The organism is Caulobacter sp. Root487D2Y, assembly GCF_001427165.1.
Lineage (GTDB): Bacteria > Pseudomonadota > Alphaproteobacteria > Caulobacterales > Caulobacteraceae > Caulobacter.
In genome coordinates this window covers 310,889-328,983 of the sequence record NZ_LMFD01000012.1, presented here as the reverse complement: position 1 = coordinate 328,983, position 18,095 = coordinate 310,889, and the positions used below count along the sequence as shown (strand labels likewise).

Here is an 18,095-nt window from a genome sequence, read left to right as displayed (position 1 = left end):
TGTCTGCCTCGCGGTGATCGATCACGAGCGCCGGGGGGAAGCTACCGCTGGTCGCCGATCACATGGCCCCGAGGCGATGGACAATCTGAGTGCGTAAAGCCAAGCTTGTTCGATAGCCAAAAAGGGGAGGGCGGGGCGTGAACAAGCGCATGAAAACCTGGGGCGCGGCGGCCGCGGGCGCGATCGTGCTGCTTGTCGGCGGCTATTTGGCGTCGCCCTACATCGCCGTCGTGGGCCTGGTGAACGCGGCTCGGGCCGGCGACAAGGACGGTCTTGAGGAGCGCGTCGATTTCCCGGCCGTTCGCGAGCACTTGAAGGCCGAGCTTACCGCGACCTTCATGACCAAGTTTCAGGAGGATCCGGAGATGCAGTCCAATCCCTTCGCGGGTCTGGGCCTGGCCTTGATTCCCCTGATGGCCGACAAGGCCGTCAACGCGCTGGTGACCCCCGAGGGCCTGACGCGTCTGTTGGCCAAGACCCAGACGCCGTCCGACCGTAAGCCTGTTTTCGGCCTGCCCAAGGACGCCGGCTACGTGACGCTCGACCGCTTTCGGGTCGGCGCGCCCGCCGGGGATGACGGCGGCAAGAAGATCCAGCTCATCTTTCGCCGGCAGGGCCTGTTTTCCTGGAAGTTGAACCGCATCGACCTGCCGCCGGATTTCCTGGAGGACTAGCGCGGCCTGGGCCGCTGGTGCGCCCTTGCGTCGCGGGCGGCCCGCCGGGAACCGTACGCGAGGCCGTCGCCGCCGACGCCGCGGCGATCGGAGGCCGGCGCCGCGACCCGGACCTGGGGAGGAGCACCGTCAGGCCCGGCTGGCGCGACGCACCGGGGCCGGTCGTGCATTATCAAATGGCTGAATGTGGAGCTCGCCGATGTCCAAGCCGCCCGCGGAGGCCCCCGACCCGATCGACGTGCATGTCGGCAAGATGATCCGGGCCCGGCGGCGTGCGATCGGCGTGTCACAGCATGACCTGGCGCCGGCGATCGGCGTGACCTTCCAGCAGGTGCAGAAGTACGAGGTCGGCAGCAACCGCGTCAGCGCGTCCAAGCTCTTCGCGATCGCCCAGGCCCTTGGCGTGCCGGCCGGGAGCTTTTTCAGCGACCTGGAGGAGGCTGGGGCGGATCCGTCGATCCTCTCCGAGTTCGGCGATTTCCTGGTCCTGAACGGCTCGGCCGAACTGGTGAAGGCCTATCGAAACCTGTCGGCGGACCAGCGCCGCGTTCTTGTCGATCTGGCCCAGGTGATGGCCGCGTCCTGACATCGCCGCGCGCCGCTTGAGCCATGGCGCCGACCAAGCGGACATCGCGCTTCGCGCGATGACTTTCCTGAAGGGCCTTTCCCCTGAAAGCGGGGTGGGCGGCGCGCCGGCATAGGCCCGCCCGGGCCGGCGGCAAGCCGGCCTTCGGCCGTCTCCTCCACTTACGTTTCGGCCCCTTCGGGTGCCGCCCGCCCTTGCGGCGGGCCTAACCGGCTTCTTCGCCGCCCACCCCCCTTTCCGGGGAAAGGATGTGGGGTTTTGGGGCGGTGAAGGAGCATCCTCATGCGCCCCACCGGTCAACGCCGCAAAGGCCAGCGCCAAACGTCCGCCGCCTCGCCCTCCCGACGGGCGGGCGCCAAGACCGATGTCGTCAGCCTCTATGACGAGGTCACCCGCAAGATCATCGCCCAGCTGGAGGCCGGGCGTCTGCCCTGGGTCCAGCCCTGGGGGCGGGCAGGGGGCGCGGCGCTGTCCTTGCCGCGCAACGGGATCACCGGGCGCCGGTATTCGGGCGTCAACATCCTGCTCCTCTGGGGCGCCGTCATCGAGAACGGCTATCCCTCGCAAGGCTGGCTGACCTTCCGCCAAGCCCAGGCCGCCGGGGGCTGCGTGCGCAAGGGCGAACGCGGCGCGACCGTGGTCTATGCCGACCGCTTCACGCCGCGCGAGGAGCTGGAGCGCGCCGCGCGCGACGGCGAGGAACCGGGCAAGGTGGCGTTCCTCAAGCGCTTCACCGTCTTCAATCTCGCCCAGTGCGAGGGCCTGGAGGACGTCGATCCCGAACCCGCGCCGCTCCCCGAGCGGCAGGTTGTCCCGCGCGCCGAGGCGCTGATCGCCGCCACGGGCGCCGATTTCCGGATCGGCGGAACCAAGGCCTTCTATTCTCCGGCCCAGGACCTCGTGCAGGTGCCGCCGCAACCGGCCTTTCACGACCAGATCAACTATTACCGCACCGCCTTTCACGAACTGTCGCACTGGACCGGGCACGGCTCGCGCCTGGACCGCGACCAGTCGGGCGTGCGGGGCGGCAAGGCCTATGCCCGCGAGGAACTGGTCGCCGAAATGGGCGCGGCCTTCCTCTGCGCCAGCCTGGGCATCGTCCCCACCGTTCGGCACGCCGACTATCTGGCCTCGTGGCTGGAGGTCGTGCGCGAGGACAACCGGGCCATCTTCCGCGCCGCCTCACAGGCCTCCAAGGCCGCCGACTTGCTGCTGGCCTTCGGTTCGCGGGCGTCGTCCGTCACGACCGGTCCGAAGGCGGCCGAGGTCCTGGAGCGGGAGTTGGTCGCATGATCCTGCTGCCGCCAACCCTTCGCGCCTTGCTGCTGATCAACGGCGCCGCCGAGGTCGAGACCGACCACGTCCCGGTGGTCAAGTTCTTCAATCCGCTCGGTCCGGGCCGCTGGCTCGTCACCGAAATGGACGCGGACGGCGACACCCTGTTCGGTCTCGCGGACCTGGGCGAGCCGGAACTGGGGTCGTTCAGTCTCGCCGAAATCCAGGCCGTGCGTTTGCCGTTCGGCCTGACCATCGAGCGCGATCTCCATTTTTCGACGGGCCTGCCGCTGTCGGTCTGGACCGCCGCGACGCGTCGCGCCGGTTCGATCTGCGCCGCCGAGACGCTGCTGCGGGTCATCGCCCGTCGCGAAGGCGGCGCGTCATGATCCCAGTCGCCCGATCCAGACCCTGAAATTCCGCGCGCCGGGGCAAGCCCCGGCGCCGGACGCCCCGCGCCAATCCCGGCGCATCCCCGACCCCGCCCCAAGCCTGGACAGCATCGCGGGCGGGGTCGGTTCCACCCCCAAATCCCCAACAGGAAAACAGGAGCGTTCGCTATGAGACTTGCTTTCGCCGATCCCCGCAACATGACGATCTCGCCGCTCAACATGCACTTTGGACAACCCGCGCCGGACGTTTCGGACATCCGGCCGTCCATCGCAAAGCGCGGCGTCCTTGTTCCCATGCTGGTCCAGGAGAGGTTCGCTGACGGCGCCGTCATGCCCGGCGCCTTCGCGGTCGTGGCCGGGGCGCGCCGCCTGACGGCGGCCCAGGCCGAAATCGCCGCCGGGGTCGATATCGATCCCGTGCCGATCTGCATCCTTGATCCCGGCGACGACGCCGCCGCCATCGAGGCCTCGCTGATCGAGAACCTCCATCGCCTGCCGCCCGACGAGGTTTCGACCTGGGAAGCGTTCGCCAAGCTGATCAAGCAGGGGCGAACGCCCCAGGAAATCGCCGCGACCTTCCATATGTCCGAAGCCGTGGTGAACCGCACCCTGGCGCTGGGCAATCTTCTGCCGCGCCTGCGCAAGCTCTATCGCCGCGAGGCGGTCAATGTCGCCACCATCCGCCTGCTGACCCTGGCCACCAAGAGCCAGCAGAAGGCCTGGCTGGCGATCCATGACGACCCCGACCAAGTCACGCCGGTCGGTCAGGGCTTGAAGAACTGGCTGTTCGGCGGCGCCGCGATCCCGACCAAGCACGCCCTGTTCAGCCTGGAGGACTACCCCGGCGCCATCATCGCCGACCTGTTTGGCGAAGACAGCTATTTCACCGATCCGGGATTGTTCTGGACCTGCCAGAACGCGGCCCTGGCCGCCAAGCGCGAGGCCCTGCTGGCCGAAGGCTGGAGCGCGGTTGAGGTGCTGGAGACGGGGCGCTCCTTCGACAGCTGGAAGCACGAGCGCGTCAGCAAGGCCAAGGGCGGCAAGGTCTATCTGTCGGTCAGCCAGCGCGGCGAGGTCACCACGCACGAGGGCTTCCTGACCGCCAAGGAGGCTCGCCGCGCCCAGGCCGTCGCGGCGCAGATGGCCAAGGGGACCGCGCGCGGCGAGGAGGGCCGCGCCGATCCGAAGACCGATCGCGCCGAGGTCACCAGCAACCAGCAGACCTATATCGACCTGCACCGTCATTCGGCCGTCCGCGCGGTGCTGACCGATCATCCGGGTGTGGCCTTGCGGCTCCTGGTCGCCCACGCCGTGGCCGGAACCCATCTGTGGCGGGTCGAGCCCGATGCGCGCCGGGCCGGGTCGGAAGCGGTGGCCCAGAGCGCGCAGGCCAGCCCCGCCGAGGCCCGGTTTCAGGTCAAGCACAAGGCCATCTGCGCCTTGCTGGGCGCCGACCCCGAGCGCGCTCTGGTCGGGCAACGGCGCGAAGGCGGCGCGGCGGGCGCCTTCGCAAAGCTGCTCGCCTTGCCCGACGCCGACGTCCTGGCGGTCGCCGCCGTGGTCATGGGCGAGACCCTGGCCGCCGGGAGCGTCGAGGTCGAGACGGCGGGGACCTTCCTGAAGGTCGACATGGGCGCGGTCTGGACGCCCGATGAGGCTTTCTTCGAGCTGATGCGCGACCGCGAAGCGGTCAACGCCATGCTCAGGGAGGTTGGCGGCAAGAAGGTCGCGGACGGCAACCTGACCGAAAAGGTCAAGACCCAGAAGACCATCCTGCGCGACTTCCTGGACGGGACCAACGACCGGCCCAAGGCCGCTCGCTGGACGCCAAAATGGCTGACCTTCCCGGCCCAGGCCTATACCCGCAGGCCCTTCGCCACCGCCCAGCGGAGCAGGGCGGTCGCCCCGCTGCTGCGCGGCGTGCGCCTGTCGAGCCCCGCCGCCACGCCGACCTCGGCCATGGCCCCGGCGGTCGATCCCAACCCGGCGATCCTCGCGGCCCAATAGCGCCGCGTCGGTCGTCAACCTCGCCCCCGGATCATCGGATCCGGGGGGCTTTTGCGCGCCGCCGAGACTTCGGACGCTACGACGGGGCGAGCCGCCCCTGGACGCGAGACGGACCTGGATCGCGTAAGACGGGGCCCGGGGCTGGGCCGTGGTCCCCGCGCCTTGCGACACGGAGGCGGGGCGGTCAGGCCTCGCCGGTTCCAGATCGGGGCGAAGCCGTCGTCGTCGTCCTGACCGGCCGCGCGCCCCAGTTCGGCCTGGCGGGCGGGCGGCCCGAAAGTCGGGATGGGCCAGGCCGACGGACGTCTGCTGGCGGGTCTGGCCGACACCGCGCCAGCCCCCGCCGATCTCGACCCCGAACACGCCGACCGTCCGCCGGATCGGCCGGTGGAGGCCTTGTCGCGGACGGGCACGACGTCGATGTCGGCGGGCGCCCTGGCCTGCGCGGACGCCCCTTGAAGACGCGGGGTTTCCAGGCGGGTGACGAAGCCGAGCGGGTGGTTGGCGGCGGCCCCCTCGGAAACCCATCGCGGCACGAACCCACGACGATGGCGTAGACCCTATGGGGGCTTGGCCCCGCCTTGAACCATCGCGCCGACCTTTTTTCCCCGTCGCGCCCAAGCGGCGGGCGCGCCTCCTCGCGCGCAAAAAAGCCCGTCGCTCCGGTCCTCCGCTGCGCTGCGGCCCTCCGGGTCAAGACGGGGCCAAGCCCCCATGGCGGGCGCCTGTCGCCGGGGATCGGCCCCGACGGATCACTGAAAGGACCATCGCCATGACCGCCACGCTCGGCTTCGTCACCCGCCTGGAAACCGGCGCTTTCAAGGGCCATCTGCGCACCCTCAACATCAGCGCCGACATCGACGTCGTGCCCGTCCGCGACAAGACCTCGTCCAGCTATCCCGACTATCGGGTCGTCTCGTCCGGGGTCGAGATCGGCGCCGGCTGGACCAATGTCAACCAGACCAGCCAGCAGCCCTATGTCGGCCTGACCCTGGCCCATCCCGACATCGGCCCGCGCACCTACAAGGTCAAACTGGGCCGCGCGGCCGGTCAGGACGACGACGACGTCTTCGCCCTGATCTGGAACCCCGAGGACTGATCGGCCCAGCCCCCGCGTCGCAAGGCGTGGGGGCCACGGCCCAGCCCCGGGCGCCGTCTCTGGAGGGGAACGTTTCTCGCAAGGCCGTTTTGCGTACGTCCCGCCCGCGCGCTCGTAACGGTCTGCTCGCCCTGGCGCGGCCCAGCCCATTCAACCCACCGCCGCGCCCCCCCCACGGGAACTCAGGAGCACGGCGATGATGGATGAAGACGACGCGATCAAACGGGCCGCCCGCGCGCGAAAGGGCAGCCCGTTCCTCAACACGGCCCAGGCCGCCCACTATGTCGGCTTGGCCGAACGGACGCTGGAGGCCATGCGCGGCCAGGGCCAGGGACCGGCCTTTCGCCGCCACGGCCGTTTCATCCGCTATCACATCGATGACCTGGACGCTTGGTCTGCCCGTCAGGGCGGCGGGCGACGCCATGTTTAGCCGCGTGTTCACCCCGCGCGGCCAGGGTCTGGCGGCCCTGATCGCTCTGGCCCTGGCCGGTCTGGCCGCGCCGTCCGTGTTCGATCCGCCGCCGCGCCTGGTCTGGAACGCCAGCGCCAGCGCGCCCGTCGGCCTGTGGGCGATCAACCCCGGCGCGCCGATCCAGGTCGGCGACAGCGTGCTCGCCTGGCCGTCGCCCGCCGCCCGCCGTCTGGCCGCCCAGCGCCATTACCTCCCGGCCAATGTGCCGATGATCAAGACCGTGGCCGCCGTCGCGGGCGACCAGGTTTGCGCGGCCCAGGCGACGATCACGGTCAACGGCCGGCGCGTCGCCGTGCGGCGCCTTGCCGATGGTCGTGGGCGGATGCTGCCCTGGTGGCGCGGTTGCCAACGCCTGTCTCGCGGTCAGCTGTTGCTGATCAATCCCGCCCCGGACTCGTTCGACAGCCGCTATTTCGGGCCGGTCGAGGGGCGGGCGATCATCGGCGAGGCGAGGCTGCTATGGCGACGATGATCGTCCTGGCGGCGGTCGTGGCCAGCCACGCCCCAGCGCCCTCCGCGGCCGTCGCTCGTGTCGAGCAATGGCGGCCGTGGATCGTGGAGGCCTCGCTGCGATTTGATGTTCCGCAGGCCTGGATCGCGGCGGTGATCACGGCCGAAAGCGGCGGCCGAACCCATCTGAACCGTCGGCCGATCACCTCGCGCGCCGGGGCGATGGGCCTGATGCAGGTGATGCCGCAAACCTATCGGGCGTTGGCCAGGACGCACGCCCTGGGTCCTGATCCGTACGACCCACGCGACAATATCCTGGCGGGAACAGCCTATCTGGCGGTCATGCGCGCCCGGTTCGGCTACCCTGGACTCTTCGCCGCCTACAACGCCGGACCGGCCCGTTACGAGGCCCATCTGCGCGAGGGTTTGGCCCTGCCCAGCGAGACCCAGGCCTATATCCAGGTGTTGTCGCGCGCGCCCGGATCGGTCGATCTGCCGCCCGCCGTGCTGTCGGGGACGCGCCTGTTTTTCCCTGTTGCATCCCGCACCGATCCAATGCGGACGGGCGCGTCGCCAGCGCCTTCGGGCGGGTTGTTCGCGCCCGTGGGATCGCGGCCGGGAGGGGAGCGATGAGGCGATGGGAGCGGGATGAGGAGGGAGGCGGGCTACGGCAAGATGAAGCAACGTCGCCATCCCTTGGGATGTCGCCGTAAGTCATTGTCTGCACGTCGGATTCTTCTTCGTGGCATGGCGCCATGCGCGCGGGTTTGGCGCCGCGGCGCCGCCAAGGCCTTGCGTGGCAAGGCGTTGCGATGGCGCCCGTTTCGCTGGAGCGCGGGGGCGCCCACCTTGCCGGTTGGAGGCCTGTGTCATGGCGCAAGACGACGATTTCGATCCCCGCCTGGGCAAGCCGCGCGCCCTGGGCGGCAAGCCCCAGAGCTATCTGTCGCGCATCCTGCGCTCGGCCATGCTGGCCAGCGGCGGGACCTTCGGCCGCGCGCCTCGCCGGTCCGGCTTCACCGGAGCGCGGATCGGCCGAGGGGCGGGCGTGGGCCAGGTCCTGATCTCGCGCGACCGTCTGGCCGCCTATCGAAGCCGCCGCGTGATCGTGAAGTTCTCCATCCCCAAGCTTTCAGGCAAGGGGCTCGCCGCGGCCCGCGCCCACATGCGCTATGTGCAGCGCGACGGCGTCACCCGCGATGGCGCGCCCGGCCAACTCTACGGAGCCGACACCGACCAGGCCAATGGACGCGCCTTCATCGACCGCGCCGAGGCCGGCGAGGACCCCCGGCAGTTCCGGTTCATCGTTTCGCCCGAGGACGGGGCCGAATACGAGGACCTCAAAGCCCTGACCCGCCGGCTGATGGCGCGGATGGAAAAGGACCTGGACACCAAGCTCGACTGGGTGGCGGTCGACCATCACAACACCGGCCATCCTCACACCCACATCATCGTGCGCGGACGCGACGACCAGGGCGGCGAACTGGTGATCGCCAAGGACTACCTGACCCAAGGCCTTCGCGAGCGCGCCGCCGAGCTGGTGTCGCTGGACCTGGGGCCGCGCAGCGACCGCCAGATCGAGATGCGGCTGCGCGAAGAGGTCGGCCAGGAGCGGCTGACGAGCCTGGACCGGGGTCTGCTGCGCGATGTCGGCGAAGACGGCCTGGTCTCGCCGCGACATGTCGATCCCTTGCAGCATTCGGTGCGCGCCGGCCGGCTTCAGACCCTGTCGCGCCTGGGCCTGGCCCGCGAGGACGCGCCCACGCGCTGGCGGCTGGCCGGCGGGCTGGAGGTGACCCTCAGGCGCATGGGCGAGCGCGGCGACATCCAGAAAACCCTCTATCGCGCGCTGATCGAGGGCGGCGTGGACCGCGACCGGGCCGACCAGGTGATCTATCAGCCTGCCGCGCCGGGCGCGCGGCCCGTGGTCGGGCGCTTGGTGGCGCGCGGACTTTCGGACGAGTTGAAGGACCACCATTACCTGGTCGTCGACGGCGTCGATGGCCGCGCCCACTATGTCGAGATCGGCAGGAGCCTGGCCACCGAGCCGATCGCGTTGGGCGCCCTGGTCAGGGTCGAACCGCGACCCATCGAGGTTCGAGCCGTTGATCAAACCATCGCTCGCATCGCCGCGGCGCATGACGGGCGCTACAGCATCGACCTGCACTTGGCCCACGACCCGACCGCCTCGGTATCCTTCGCCCAGGCCCATGTTCGGCGCCTGGAGGCCCTGCGACGGGGGGGCGTCGGCGTCGAGCGACATGACGACGGCGCCTGGACCATCGGCGCCGATCATCTCGATCAGGCCGTCGCTTTCGAAAAACGCCAGGCCCAGACCGCGCCCGTGGTGGTCAAGACCCTGAGCGCCCTATCGCTCGAAGCTCAGGTCGGGGCCGACGGCGCGACCTGGCTTGACCGCCAATTGCTCGCGGACGCGCCCGAGCCGCTGCGCGACGCGGGCTTTGGGCGCCAAGCGCGCCAGGCCCTGGCCTTGCGGCGACAGTGGCTGATCGACCAAGGCCTGGCCCGCCAGGAGCTGGACCAGGTGATCTACCGGGCGGGGTTGCTGACCCGCCTGCAGCGCCGCGAGCTGATCGTCGCGGCTGAAGGCCTGGCGCGGGAGACGGGGCGGACCTTCTTCGAGGCGCGTCCAGGCCAGCGGGTCGAGGGCGTCTACCGGCGCGCGGCGGACCTGGCCAGCGGCCGGTTCGCGGTTGTCGAACGCAGCCGCGATTTCACGCTGGTTCCGTGGAAGCCGGTGCTGGAAGGGCGAGAGGGCAGGTTGGTCTCGGGCGTCCTGCGCGAGGCGGGGGTGAGCTGGACGATTGGCCGGGGACGCGACGGGCCGGCGATCTCGTGATCATCAATTGGCGCCCTGCGGGCGCGGATCAGCGCAGTTGGTGGATCGCGACGGCGACGCCGGCGACCATCAGGCCCAAGGCGCCCGCCCAGGCCCAAAACGCCGCGCGGCGCTGGAGCCGGATCGATCGCGAGGGCGGAAGAATCTGGAAGGCCATGAGGCCATTGTGCCTGGAAGCAAGGCGGTTGGCAAAGCCGGGCGTCGCCAGCGGGCTTGCCGGGTGTGGACATCGTATATACGTTATCAGTACGGTCAAGGAGAGCGCCGATGAGCAAGGATGCGGTATTCACGCTCAAGCTGGAGCCTCAGCTGCGAGACGCCTTCCTAGCCGAAGCCCAGGCGGCCCATCGACCGGCGTCCCAGATCGTCCGCGACATGATGCGTGATTTCATCCAGCGCCAGCGTGACGAGCGCGAGCACGACGCCTTCGTCAGAGGCAAGGTCGAAGCCGGACGCCGCGATCGCGCCGCGGGTCTGGGATCCACCAATGACGAGATCGAGACCGAGTTCGCGGCGCGTCGGGCCGCGCTCCTGGGAAAGGCGGCTGAGGCCAAGGCGTGAACGTCCGCTGGACAGCGACGGCGCGGCTCGATCGTCTCGAAATCATGGACTACCTCGCCGCCGAAAATCCGCGGGCGGCCTTGCGCATGGACCAGCTCTTTTCCGACGCCGCCGCTTCGCTCGCGGCGTTTCCGCTACGCGGGCGGCCCGGTCTCGTCGCCGGCACGCGCGAACTCTTTCCGCATGAGTCCTATCGGCTGATCTACGAGGTGGACGGTCAGACCGTGTGGATCCTGACGCTGCTGCACGCCGCTCGCCGGTGGCCGCCCCAGCGCGACTAGCGTCACGGTCTGATTGACCTTGGGCGACGCCGCCGCCGCGCGGGCGAGCGGGAAGGACGGCGCCTTGCGCGGGCTTGACCGGGCACAGACGCCCTAAGCGGTTTTGGCATCTGGCCGGAGTCTGGCCTGGCCTCGCCGCGCCCCTGCCGCGAAGGCGCCGGGATCAGGCGCATGACGCCCACAAAGCTCCTCATCGGTCAGATTCTCGCGGTCTTCGCGATCATGATCCTGGGCGTGTGGGCCTCGACCCAGTGGGCCGCGGCCATGCTCGGCTATCAGGCCCCGTTGGGCGCGCCCTGGGCGACGCCGCTGGGGCTGCCGATCTATCGCCCCTGGCAGCTGTTCGACTGGTGGTATCACTACGAGGCCTACGCGCCGGCCGTGTTCAACAAGGCCGGGATCCTGGCCGGCGCCAGCGGCTTCCTCGGCTGCGCGTGCGCCATCGCCGGCTCGCTCTGGCGGGCTCGGCAAGCGGGACAGGTCACCACCTACGGCTCTTCACGCTGGGCCACGCCCCGCGAGGCCGCCGCCGCGGGCCTCTTCCATGACCAGGGCGTGTTTCTTGGCCGGCTGGGACGGCGCTATCTGCGACATTCCGGGCCCGAGCACGTCATGGCCTTCGCGCCGACCCGGTCGGGCAAGGGCGTGGGCCTGGTGGTCCCAAGCCTGCTGTCCTGGACCGGCAGCGCCGTCGTCCACGACATCAAGGGTGAGAACTGGACCCTGACGGCCGGTTGGCGGGCCCGCTTCTCCCACTGCCTGCTGTTCAACCCGACCGACGCCCGCTCGGCCCGCTACAATCCATTGCTGGAAGTGCGCAAAGGGCCAGACGAGGTCCGCGACGTTCAGAACATCGCCGACGTGCTCGTAGACCCCGAAGGGGCTTTGGAGCGCCGGTCGCACTGGGAGAAAACCAGCCACAGTCTGCTGGTCGGGGCGATCCTCCATGTCCTGTACGCCGAGGAGGAAAAGACCCTCGCCCGGGTCGCCACCTTCCTGTCCGATCCCCAGCGCTCTTTCGCCCATACCCTGCGGCGGATGATGGCCACCAATCACCTGGGCACGCCGGACGCGCCCCAGGTCCATCCCGTGGTGGCCAGCGCGGCGCGCGAGGTCCTCAACAAGTCGGAAAACGAACGCAGCGGCGTGCTCTCCACCGCCATGTCGTTCCTGGGGCTCTATCGCGATCCCACCGTGGCCTTGACCACCAGCGCCTGCGACTGGCGCATCGCCGACCTGGTCGACGCGCCATCGCCGGTCACCCTCTACCTGGTCATTCCGCCGTCCGACATCTCTCGCACCAAGCCTCTGGTGCGACTGGTGCTCAACCAGATCGGCCGGCGTCTGACCGAGCGGCTGGAAGGCGATCCCAGGAAGAGCCGCAAGCATCAGCTGCTGATGATGCTGGACGAGTTTCCGGCCCTGGGACGGCTGGACTTCTTCGAGACCGCCCTGGCCTTCATGGCCGGCTACGGCATCCGCGCCTATCTGATCGCCCAGTCGCTCAACCAGATCTCCAAGGCCTACGGCGAGAACAACGCCATCCTGGACAATTGCCATGTCCGCGTCGCGTTCTCCTCCAACGACGAGCGCACCGCCAAGCGGATCTCGGACGCGCTGGGCACGGCCACCGAGCTGCGGGCCCAGCGCAACTACGCCGGCCATCGCCTGTCGCCCTGGCTCAGCCACGTCATGGTCAGCCGCCAGGAAACCGCCCGGCCGCTGCTGACGCCCGGTGAAGTGATGCAGCTGCCGCCCAATGAGGCCCTGGTGCTGGTGTCGGGCCTGGCGCCCATCCGCGCCAAGAAGCTGCGCTATTACGAGGACCACAACTTCACCGCCCGCCTCGCGCCGCCGCCCGCCTTGACTGACGGCCCCTATGGTGATCGCCCGCCGGCCCGCGGCGACGACTGGGGCGGTCAGGTGCGCGGACTCCACGCGGGTCTGGGGACCGAGGCCGAGGACGATCTGGACGCCGCGGTCGAGGGCGGCCTGCAGCAGGAGCGTCATCCAGGCCTGTTCGATGAGGTCGTCGCCCGTCCCGCGGCCGACGAGACGGAGCTCGGTTTGGGGCTGGCCGACGACGACAGCGACGCGGTCGCCGATCGCCAGGCCATGGCCCGCGCCGGCCAACCGATCGCCCGCGCCCACGCCATGAATGAAGGAGCCGGTCGTGACGACGACGACCTGCTGCCGGCTTTTTGAGGGGGCGGCGACATGAAGCCCCGCCATCACCTTTATCTCGACGACGCCCTGACCGAGGCGCTCGACCGCCTGGGCGGCAAGCCGGGAACCTCCAAGTCGGCGATCGTCGCCGACGCCCTGCGCGCCTATCTGGACCGTCGCGCGGCCAGCGAGATGGACACGCTGTTCAAGGTGCGGCTGGACCGGATGAGCCGCCAACTGAACCGGCTCGAGCGCGACCAGAAGGTCCTGCTCGAGAGCCTGGCCTTGTTCGTCCGCTACCAACTGACCGTCACCGCGCCGCTGCCCGAGGCCGACAAGGCCGCCCAGGCCGTGGGACGCGAGCGCTTCCAGCGCTTCGTCGACCAGGTCGGCCGGCAGCTGGCCAGCGGTCACGCGACCCTGGACGTCGACGGGGACGGGGAGGGCGCGCGATGAGCCTCATTCAGCCCGAGACCTTCGAGCGCCGCCGCACCATGCTGCGCACCGCCATGGGGCCGGCCATCCAGGCGGCCCTGGTCGATCCGGCCGTCGTCGAGGTGATGGTCAATCCCGACGGCGCCCTGCGTCTGGACCGGCTGGGCGAGGGCCGGGTCGACACCGGGGTGGTGCTGGCCCCGGCCGAGGTCGAGCGGATCATCCGCCTGGTCGCCAGCCACGTCCGCGCCGAAGTCCACGCTGGCGCCCCGATCGTCAGCGGCGACCTGCCGCCCCGCGACGGCGCGCTGACGGGCGAGCGCTTCGAAGGCGTCCTGCCGCCGGTGTCGGCCGGTCCGTGCTTTTCGATCAGGAAGCCGGCGAGCCGGATCCACACCCTGGACGACTATGTGGCCGACGGGGGCCTGGCCCCGGTCCAGGCCGACCTCCTTCGTCAGGCGATCGTCGACCGCCTCAACATCGTGATCGTTGGCGCGACCTCGGCGGGCAAGACGACCCTGGCCAATGCCTTGTTGGCGGAGATCGCGCGCCAGGACGAGCGGGTCGTCATCTTGCAGGACGTGCCCGAGCTGCAATGCGCCGCGCCCGATTGCGTGGCGCTGCGCACACGGCCCGGCGTCGTCAGCATGGCCGATCTGGTGCGCTCGACCCTGAGATTGCGGCCTGACCGAATCGTCGTGGGCGAGGTGCGCGGCGGCGAGGCGCTCGATCTTCTCAAGGCCTGGAACACCGGCCACCCGGGCGGCCTGTCGACGATCCACGCCAATTCGGCGCGCTCGGCCCTCTATCGGCTGGAGCAACTCGTCCAGGAGAGCGTCATGGCCGTGCCGCGCCGGCTTATCGCCGAGGCGGTCGATCTCCTGGTCTTCATACGTGGTCGGGGAACCGGCCGACGTGTCGAGAGCCTCGCCCGGGTCACGGGCCTCGACTCCGCCGGCGACTACGTCGTCGCCGATCTCGACCCTCCTCAGCTCAAAGCTCTAAGGCACGGAGAAATAAAATGAATGACCGCGCGACTTCATGCGCGCCGCGCGACCTGCGCCCGCTGCTTCTCACCCTCACCCTGACCTTGCTGGTCAGCGTCCAGGCCCAGGCGGCCGGATCCGGCATGCCCTGGGAGGAGCCTCTCCAGCAGGTGCTGGAGTCCGTCCAGGGGCCTGTCGCCAAGATCGTCGCGGTGCTTGTGATCATCAGCACCGGCCTCGCCCTGGCGTTTGGCGAGACCTCGGGCGGCTTTCGCAAGCTGATCCAGATCGTCTTTGGGCTCAGCATCGCGTTCGCGGCCTCCAGCTTCTTCCTGTCGTTCTTCAGCTTCGGCGGCGGAGCGCTGGTCGCGTGACGGGTCCAGCCACCCCTTCGAATGTCGGGACGCCCGGCTCCGGTGTCGCCGGTTTCGACATCCCGCTGCATCGGGCGCTGACCGCGCCGATCCTCCTGGGCGGCGCGCCCCGGGCGATCGCCATCCTCAACGGCACCCTGGCCGGGGCGCTTGGCCTTGGCCTCCAGCAATGGATCCCCGGGCTGGTGGTGTGGGTGATCGGCCATAGCCTGGCGGTGTTCGCCGCCAGGCGGGACCCGCAGTTCGCCCCGATCCTGATGCGTCACCTTCGCCAGAAGGGGTGGCTGCGATGCTGAACCTGCGCGAATATCGCGACAGCGCCGACCGCCTGGCCGACCACGTCCCCTGGGCCGCCCTGGTCGCTCCTGGCGTCGTGCTCAACAAGGACGGCGGCTTCCAGCGGACCTTCCGCTTTCGTGGCCCCGACCTGGAAAGCGCGACGGACGCCGAACTCGTCGCCGTCTGCGCGCGGGCCAACAACGCCTTGCGCAGACTGGGCAGCGGATGGGCCCTGTTCTTCGACGCCGAGCGCGCGCCGGCCCTGGGCTACCCCGACAGCGCCTTTCCCGATGCTGCGTCCTGGCTGGTCGACGAGGAGCGGCGTGGCGGTTTCGACGGCCGCCGGGGCGAGCTCTTCGAGAGCCGCTGTCACCTGACCTTCTTCTACCTGCCGCCCGCCGACCAGGTCAGCCGGGCCGAGCGGATGCTGATCGAGCGTGAAACCGGCGAGACGGGCCGAGACTGGCGCCAGGAGCTTGCGGCCTTCGTCGCCCAGACCGATCGGATCCTCGATCTGCTGGCCGGCTTCATGCCGCAGATCCGGCCGCTCGATGACGCCGAAACCCTGACCTTCCTGCACGCGGCGGTGTCGGCCAAGCGCCATCGCGTCGCCGTGCCGCCAACGCCGATGTACCTGGACGGTCTTCTGGTCGACACGCCGCTGAGCGGCGGCATGGAGCCCCGTTTGGGCGAGCGGCGCCTGCGCACGCTGACGGTGCTGGGCTTTCCAAACACGACGCGGCCAGGGCTGCTGGACGCCCTCAATCATCAAGGGTTCGCCTATCGGTGGTCCACGCGGTTCATCGCCTTGGACAAGCCCGCGGCCGCCAAGGCCCTGGGGCGGATCCGCCGCCAATGGTTCAACAAGCGCAAGTCGGTCGTGCAGATCCTGCGCGAGGTCGTCAGCAACGAGCCCGCGCCGCTGACCGACAGCGACGCCGACAACCAGTTGGCCGACGCGGACCTGGCGCTGCAGGAACTGGGCGGCGACCACGTCGCCTTCGGCTACCTGACCACCACCATCACCGTGGTCGACGCCGATCGCGACGCGGCCGAGGAGAAGGTTCGTCAGGTCGAACGCGTCCTGGGCGGGCTCGGGTTCACCTGCATTCGCGAGCAGGTCAACGCGGTGGAGGCCTGGCTCGGATCGCTCCCCGGTCAGGTCTACGCCAATGTCCGCCAGCCGCTGGTTCACACCCTGAACCTGGCCCACCTGATGCCGTTGTCGGCGGTGTGGGCCGGGCAGGCGGGCAATCCGCACCTGAAGGGACCGGCGACCTTCTACGCCGTCACCAGCGGCTCCACGCCCTTTCGCTATGCGACCCATGTCGACGACGTCGGTCACCAACTGCTCGCCGGCCCGACCGGCGCGGGCAAGTCGGTGCTGCTGGCGCTGCTGGCGCTGCAGTTTCGGCGCTACGACGAGGCCCAGGTCTATGTGTTCGACAAGCGCTTTTCCTCGCGCGCGGCGGTGCTGGCCATGGGCGGTCGCCATCACGGCCTGGCGGCCGACGCGGGCCTGGCCTTCCAGCCTCTTCGGCGCATCGACCAGCCGGGCGAGCGCGCCTGGGCCATCGACTGGCTGGGCGATCTGCTGGCCGGCGAGAACCTGGTGGTCACGCCCCAGACCAAGGAGGCGCTGTGGTCGGCCCTGGGGAGCCTGGCCAGCGCCCCGGCCGCCGAGCGGACCCTGACAGGGCTCTCGATGCTCCTGCAGTCCAACGCCCTGAAGGCGGCCCTTGCGCCCTACACGCTGGACGGGCCGTTTGGGCGCCTGCTGGACGCGGCGGAAGACGGCCTGGATCTCAGCGACGTCCAGTGCTTCGAGACCGAGACGCTGATCAAGACGCCTTCGGTGGTCGCACCGGTCCTGACCTATCTCTTCCATCGCCTGGAGGCGCGGTTCGATGGCCGCCCGACCCTGCTGGTGCTCGACGAGGCCTGGAAGTTCCTCGACACCCCGTTGTTCGCCGCCCGGATCCGCGAATGGCTCAAGGATCTGCGCAAACGCAATGTCGCGGTGGTCTTCGCCACCCAGTCGCTGGCCGACATCACCGACAGCCCCATCGCGCCGGCCATCATCGACGGCTGCCCGCAACGTGTATTCCTGGCCAACGACCGGGCGATCGAGCCGCTGTCGCGCAAGGCCTATGCCGGCTTTGGGCTCAACGACCGGCAGATCGAGCTGATCGCCCGGGCCACCCCCAAGCGCCACTACTATTTGCAGTCCCGCCTAGGCAACCGCCTGTTCGAGCTCGGCCTTGGCCCCGTGGCGCTGGCCCTGTGCGGCGCTTCGGATCCCGCGGTCCAGACCCTGATCGACAAGGTGCTCGCCGATCATGGCCAGGCCGACTTCCCGGCGGGCTTCCTCGCCGCTCGCGGCCTGCCTTGGGCCGCGTCGCTGATCGCCGATTTCGTCCCCCCTCAAACCCACAAGGAGTCCGCGCCATGACCCGGCGTCCCTTGGCGACGTGTGTCTGCGTCGCCGCTCTTGTTGTCGCGCCCCTGACGGCTTCGGTCTCGCCGGCCGCCGCCCAGATTACGGTTTTCGATCCGGCCAACTACACCCAGAACGCGTTGGCGGCGGCGCGCGCCCTGCAGCAGGTCAATGGCCAGATCCAGGCCCTGCAAAACCAGGCGGCCATGCTGCAGAACATGGCCCGTCAGTTGAAGTCTCTCGACTACAGCTCGCTCGACGCCATCAAGTCCAATCTGCAGAGGATCGACGCCCTGATGGCTCGGGCCGAAGGCATGGCGTTCGACCTGACGTCCACGCAGTCGGTGTTGGACACCGCCTTTCCATCGACGCTGGACGCGGGCGCCACCACCCGCCAGCGGGCCGACCTGGCCCGCACCCAGGCGCGACTGGCGATGGAGGGCTACCGAAAATCGCTCAAAATCCAGGCTCAGGTCGTCCTGAACGTCCAGGCCGACGGCGACCTGATCAGCGCCTTGATCGGCCGGAGCCAGGGCGCGAGCGGGCAGCTGCAGGCGCAACAGGCGGCCAACCAGCTGCAGGCTCTGGCCATCAAGCAGGACCAGCAACTGCAGACCCTGATCGCCGCCCAGGCCCGGGCCGACGCGCTCGAACGGGCGCGCCAGGCCCAGGTGCTGGACGCTGGGCGACTGGCCACCCGCCAGTTCATCGGCTCGGCCTTGGCCTACACGCCCCATTAGCCCCGCCGCAACGCTTTAGCC

At 69.7% G+C, this 18,095-nt stretch carries 20 protein-coding genes; all 20 read left to right on the top strand.

All coding sequences use genetic code 11. The features are described from left to right. Nucleotides 1-137 precede the first annotated feature (137 nt). The 20 genes from ASD38_RS18765 to trbJ all read left to right on the top strand — a co-directional run bounded on the left by ASD38_RS18765 (nt 138) and on the right by trbJ (nt 18,074). Nucleotides 138-674, top strand: a complete 537-nt coding sequence (locus ASD38_RS18765) for a DUF2939 domain-containing protein (protein ID WP_056462361.1) — start codon at nt 138-140, stop codon at nt 672-674. A 199-nt stretch (nt 675-873) separates the two neighbouring features. Then, complete coding sequence (locus tag ASD38_RS18760) at nt 874-1,260, top strand: helix-turn-helix domain-containing protein (protein WP_056462359.1); 387 nt, start codon at nt 874-876, stop codon at nt 1,258-1,260. Nucleotides 1,261-1,542: 282 nt separating this feature from the next. Further along, nucleotides 1,543-2,553: an ArdC family protein gene (locus ASD38_RS18755; RefSeq protein ID WP_082554894.1), complete on the top strand. Its 1,011-nt coding sequence runs from the start codon at nt 1,543-1,545 to the stop codon at nt 2,551-2,553. Continuing rightward, the gene (locus ASD38_RS18750; protein ID WP_056462356.1) at nt 2,550-2,924 is read left to right on the top strand and encodes a DUF2958 domain-containing protein; all 375 of its coding nucleotides are present in this window, start codon (nt 2,550-2,552) and stop codon (nt 2,922-2,924) included. Before ASD38_RS18755 ends, ASD38_RS18750 begins: the two co-directional genes overlap by 4 nt. A 171-nt stretch (nt 2,925-3,095) precedes the next feature. Then, nucleotides 3,096-4,934, top strand: a complete 1,839-nt coding sequence (locus tag ASD38_RS18745; RefSeq protein WP_056462353.1) for a ParB N-terminal domain-containing protein — start codon at nt 3,096-3,098, stop codon at nt 4,932-4,934. Nucleotides 4,935-5,219: 285 nt separating this feature from the next. Then, entirely contained in the window at nt 5,220-5,393 is a 174-nt protein-coding gene (locus tag ASD38_RS24025) for a hypothetical protein (protein WP_156390777.1), read from the top strand. Nucleotides 5,394-5,706: 313 nt separating this feature from the next. Continuing rightward, complete coding sequence (locus tag ASD38_RS18740; protein WP_056462349.1) at nt 5,707-6,033, top strand: DUF736 domain-containing protein; 327 nt, start codon at nt 5,707-5,709, stop codon at nt 6,031-6,033. A 196-nt stretch (nt 6,034-6,229) separates the two neighbouring features. Beyond that, entirely contained in the window at nt 6,230-6,463 is a 234-nt protein-coding gene (locus ASD38_RS18735) for a helix-turn-helix domain-containing protein (RefSeq protein WP_200941465.1), read from the top strand. Further along, nucleotides 6,456-6,977: a S26 family signal peptidase gene (locus ASD38_RS18730; RefSeq protein ID WP_056446387.1), complete on the top strand. Its 522-nt coding sequence runs from the start codon at nt 6,456-6,458 to the stop codon at nt 6,975-6,977. The genes ASD38_RS18735 and ASD38_RS18730 overlap by 8 nt, the downstream gene beginning before the upstream one ends. Further along, complete coding sequence (locus tag ASD38_RS18725) at nt 6,965-7,588, top strand: lytic transglycosylase domain-containing protein (protein WP_056462346.1); 624 nt, start codon at nt 6,965-6,967, stop codon at nt 7,586-7,588. The genes ASD38_RS18730 and ASD38_RS18725 overlap by 13 nt, the downstream gene beginning before the upstream one ends. 238 nt (nt 7,589-7,826) lie before the next feature. Beyond that, entirely contained in the window at nt 7,827-9,815 is a 1,989-nt protein-coding gene (gene rlxS / locus ASD38_RS18720; RefSeq protein ID WP_056462344.1) for a relaxase/mobilization nuclease RlxS, read from the top strand. 267 nt (nt 9,816-10,082) lie between these two features. After that, a complete protein-coding gene (locus ASD38_RS18715) occupies nt 10,083-10,376 on the top strand; it encodes a hypothetical protein (protein ID WP_056462341.1) in 294 nt (97 codons plus the stop codon). Beyond that, a complete protein-coding gene (locus tag ASD38_RS18710) occupies nt 10,373-10,657 on the top strand; it encodes a type II toxin-antitoxin system RelE/ParE family toxin (RefSeq protein ID WP_056462338.1) in 285 nt (94 codons plus the stop codon). The genes ASD38_RS18715 and ASD38_RS18710 overlap by 4 nt, the downstream gene beginning before the upstream one ends. Nucleotides 10,658-10,828: 171 nt before the next feature. Beyond that, nucleotides 10,829-12,862, top strand: a complete 2,034-nt coding sequence (locus tag ASD38_RS18705) for a conjugal transfer protein TraG (RefSeq protein WP_056462335.1) — start codon at nt 10,829-10,831, stop codon at nt 12,860-12,862. Nucleotides 12,863-12,874: 12 nt separating this feature from the next. After that, nucleotides 12,875-13,279 (top strand): CopG family transcriptional regulator, encoded by a 405-nt coding sequence (locus ASD38_RS18700; protein WP_056446404.1) that lies wholly within the window; start codon nt 12,875-12,877, stop codon nt 13,277-13,279. Next, nucleotides 13,276-14,283, top strand: coding sequence for a P-type conjugative transfer ATPase TrbB (gene trbB, locus ASD38_RS18695; RefSeq protein ID WP_056462332.1), 1,008 nt, complete (start codon nt 13,276-13,278; stop codon nt 14,281-14,283). Before ASD38_RS18700 ends, trbB begins: the two co-directional genes overlap by 4 nt. Beyond that, nucleotides 14,280-14,618, top strand: a complete 339-nt coding sequence (locus ASD38_RS18690; RefSeq protein ID WP_082554896.1) for a TrbC/VirB2 family protein — start codon at nt 14,280-14,282, stop codon at nt 14,616-14,618. The genes trbB and ASD38_RS18690 overlap by 4 nt, the downstream gene beginning before the upstream one ends. Continuing rightward, a complete protein-coding gene (locus tag ASD38_RS18685) occupies nt 14,615-14,914 on the top strand; it encodes a VirB3 family type IV secretion system protein (protein ID WP_056462329.1) in 300 nt (99 codons plus the stop codon). The genes ASD38_RS18690 and ASD38_RS18685 overlap by 4 nt, the downstream gene beginning before the upstream one ends. Continuing rightward, nucleotides 14,908-17,349, top strand: a complete 2,442-nt coding sequence (trbE, locus tag ASD38_RS18680) for a conjugal transfer protein TrbE (protein ID WP_056462326.1) — start codon at nt 14,908-14,910, stop codon at nt 17,347-17,349. Before ASD38_RS18685 ends, trbE begins: the two co-directional genes overlap by 7 nt. Continuing rightward, a complete protein-coding gene (gene trbJ, locus ASD38_RS18675) occupies nt 17,346-18,074 on the top strand; it encodes a P-type conjugative transfer protein TrbJ (RefSeq protein WP_056462324.1) in 729 nt (242 codons plus the stop codon). Before trbE ends, trbJ begins: the two co-directional genes overlap by 4 nt. Nucleotides 18,075-18,095 lie beyond the last annotated feature (21 nt).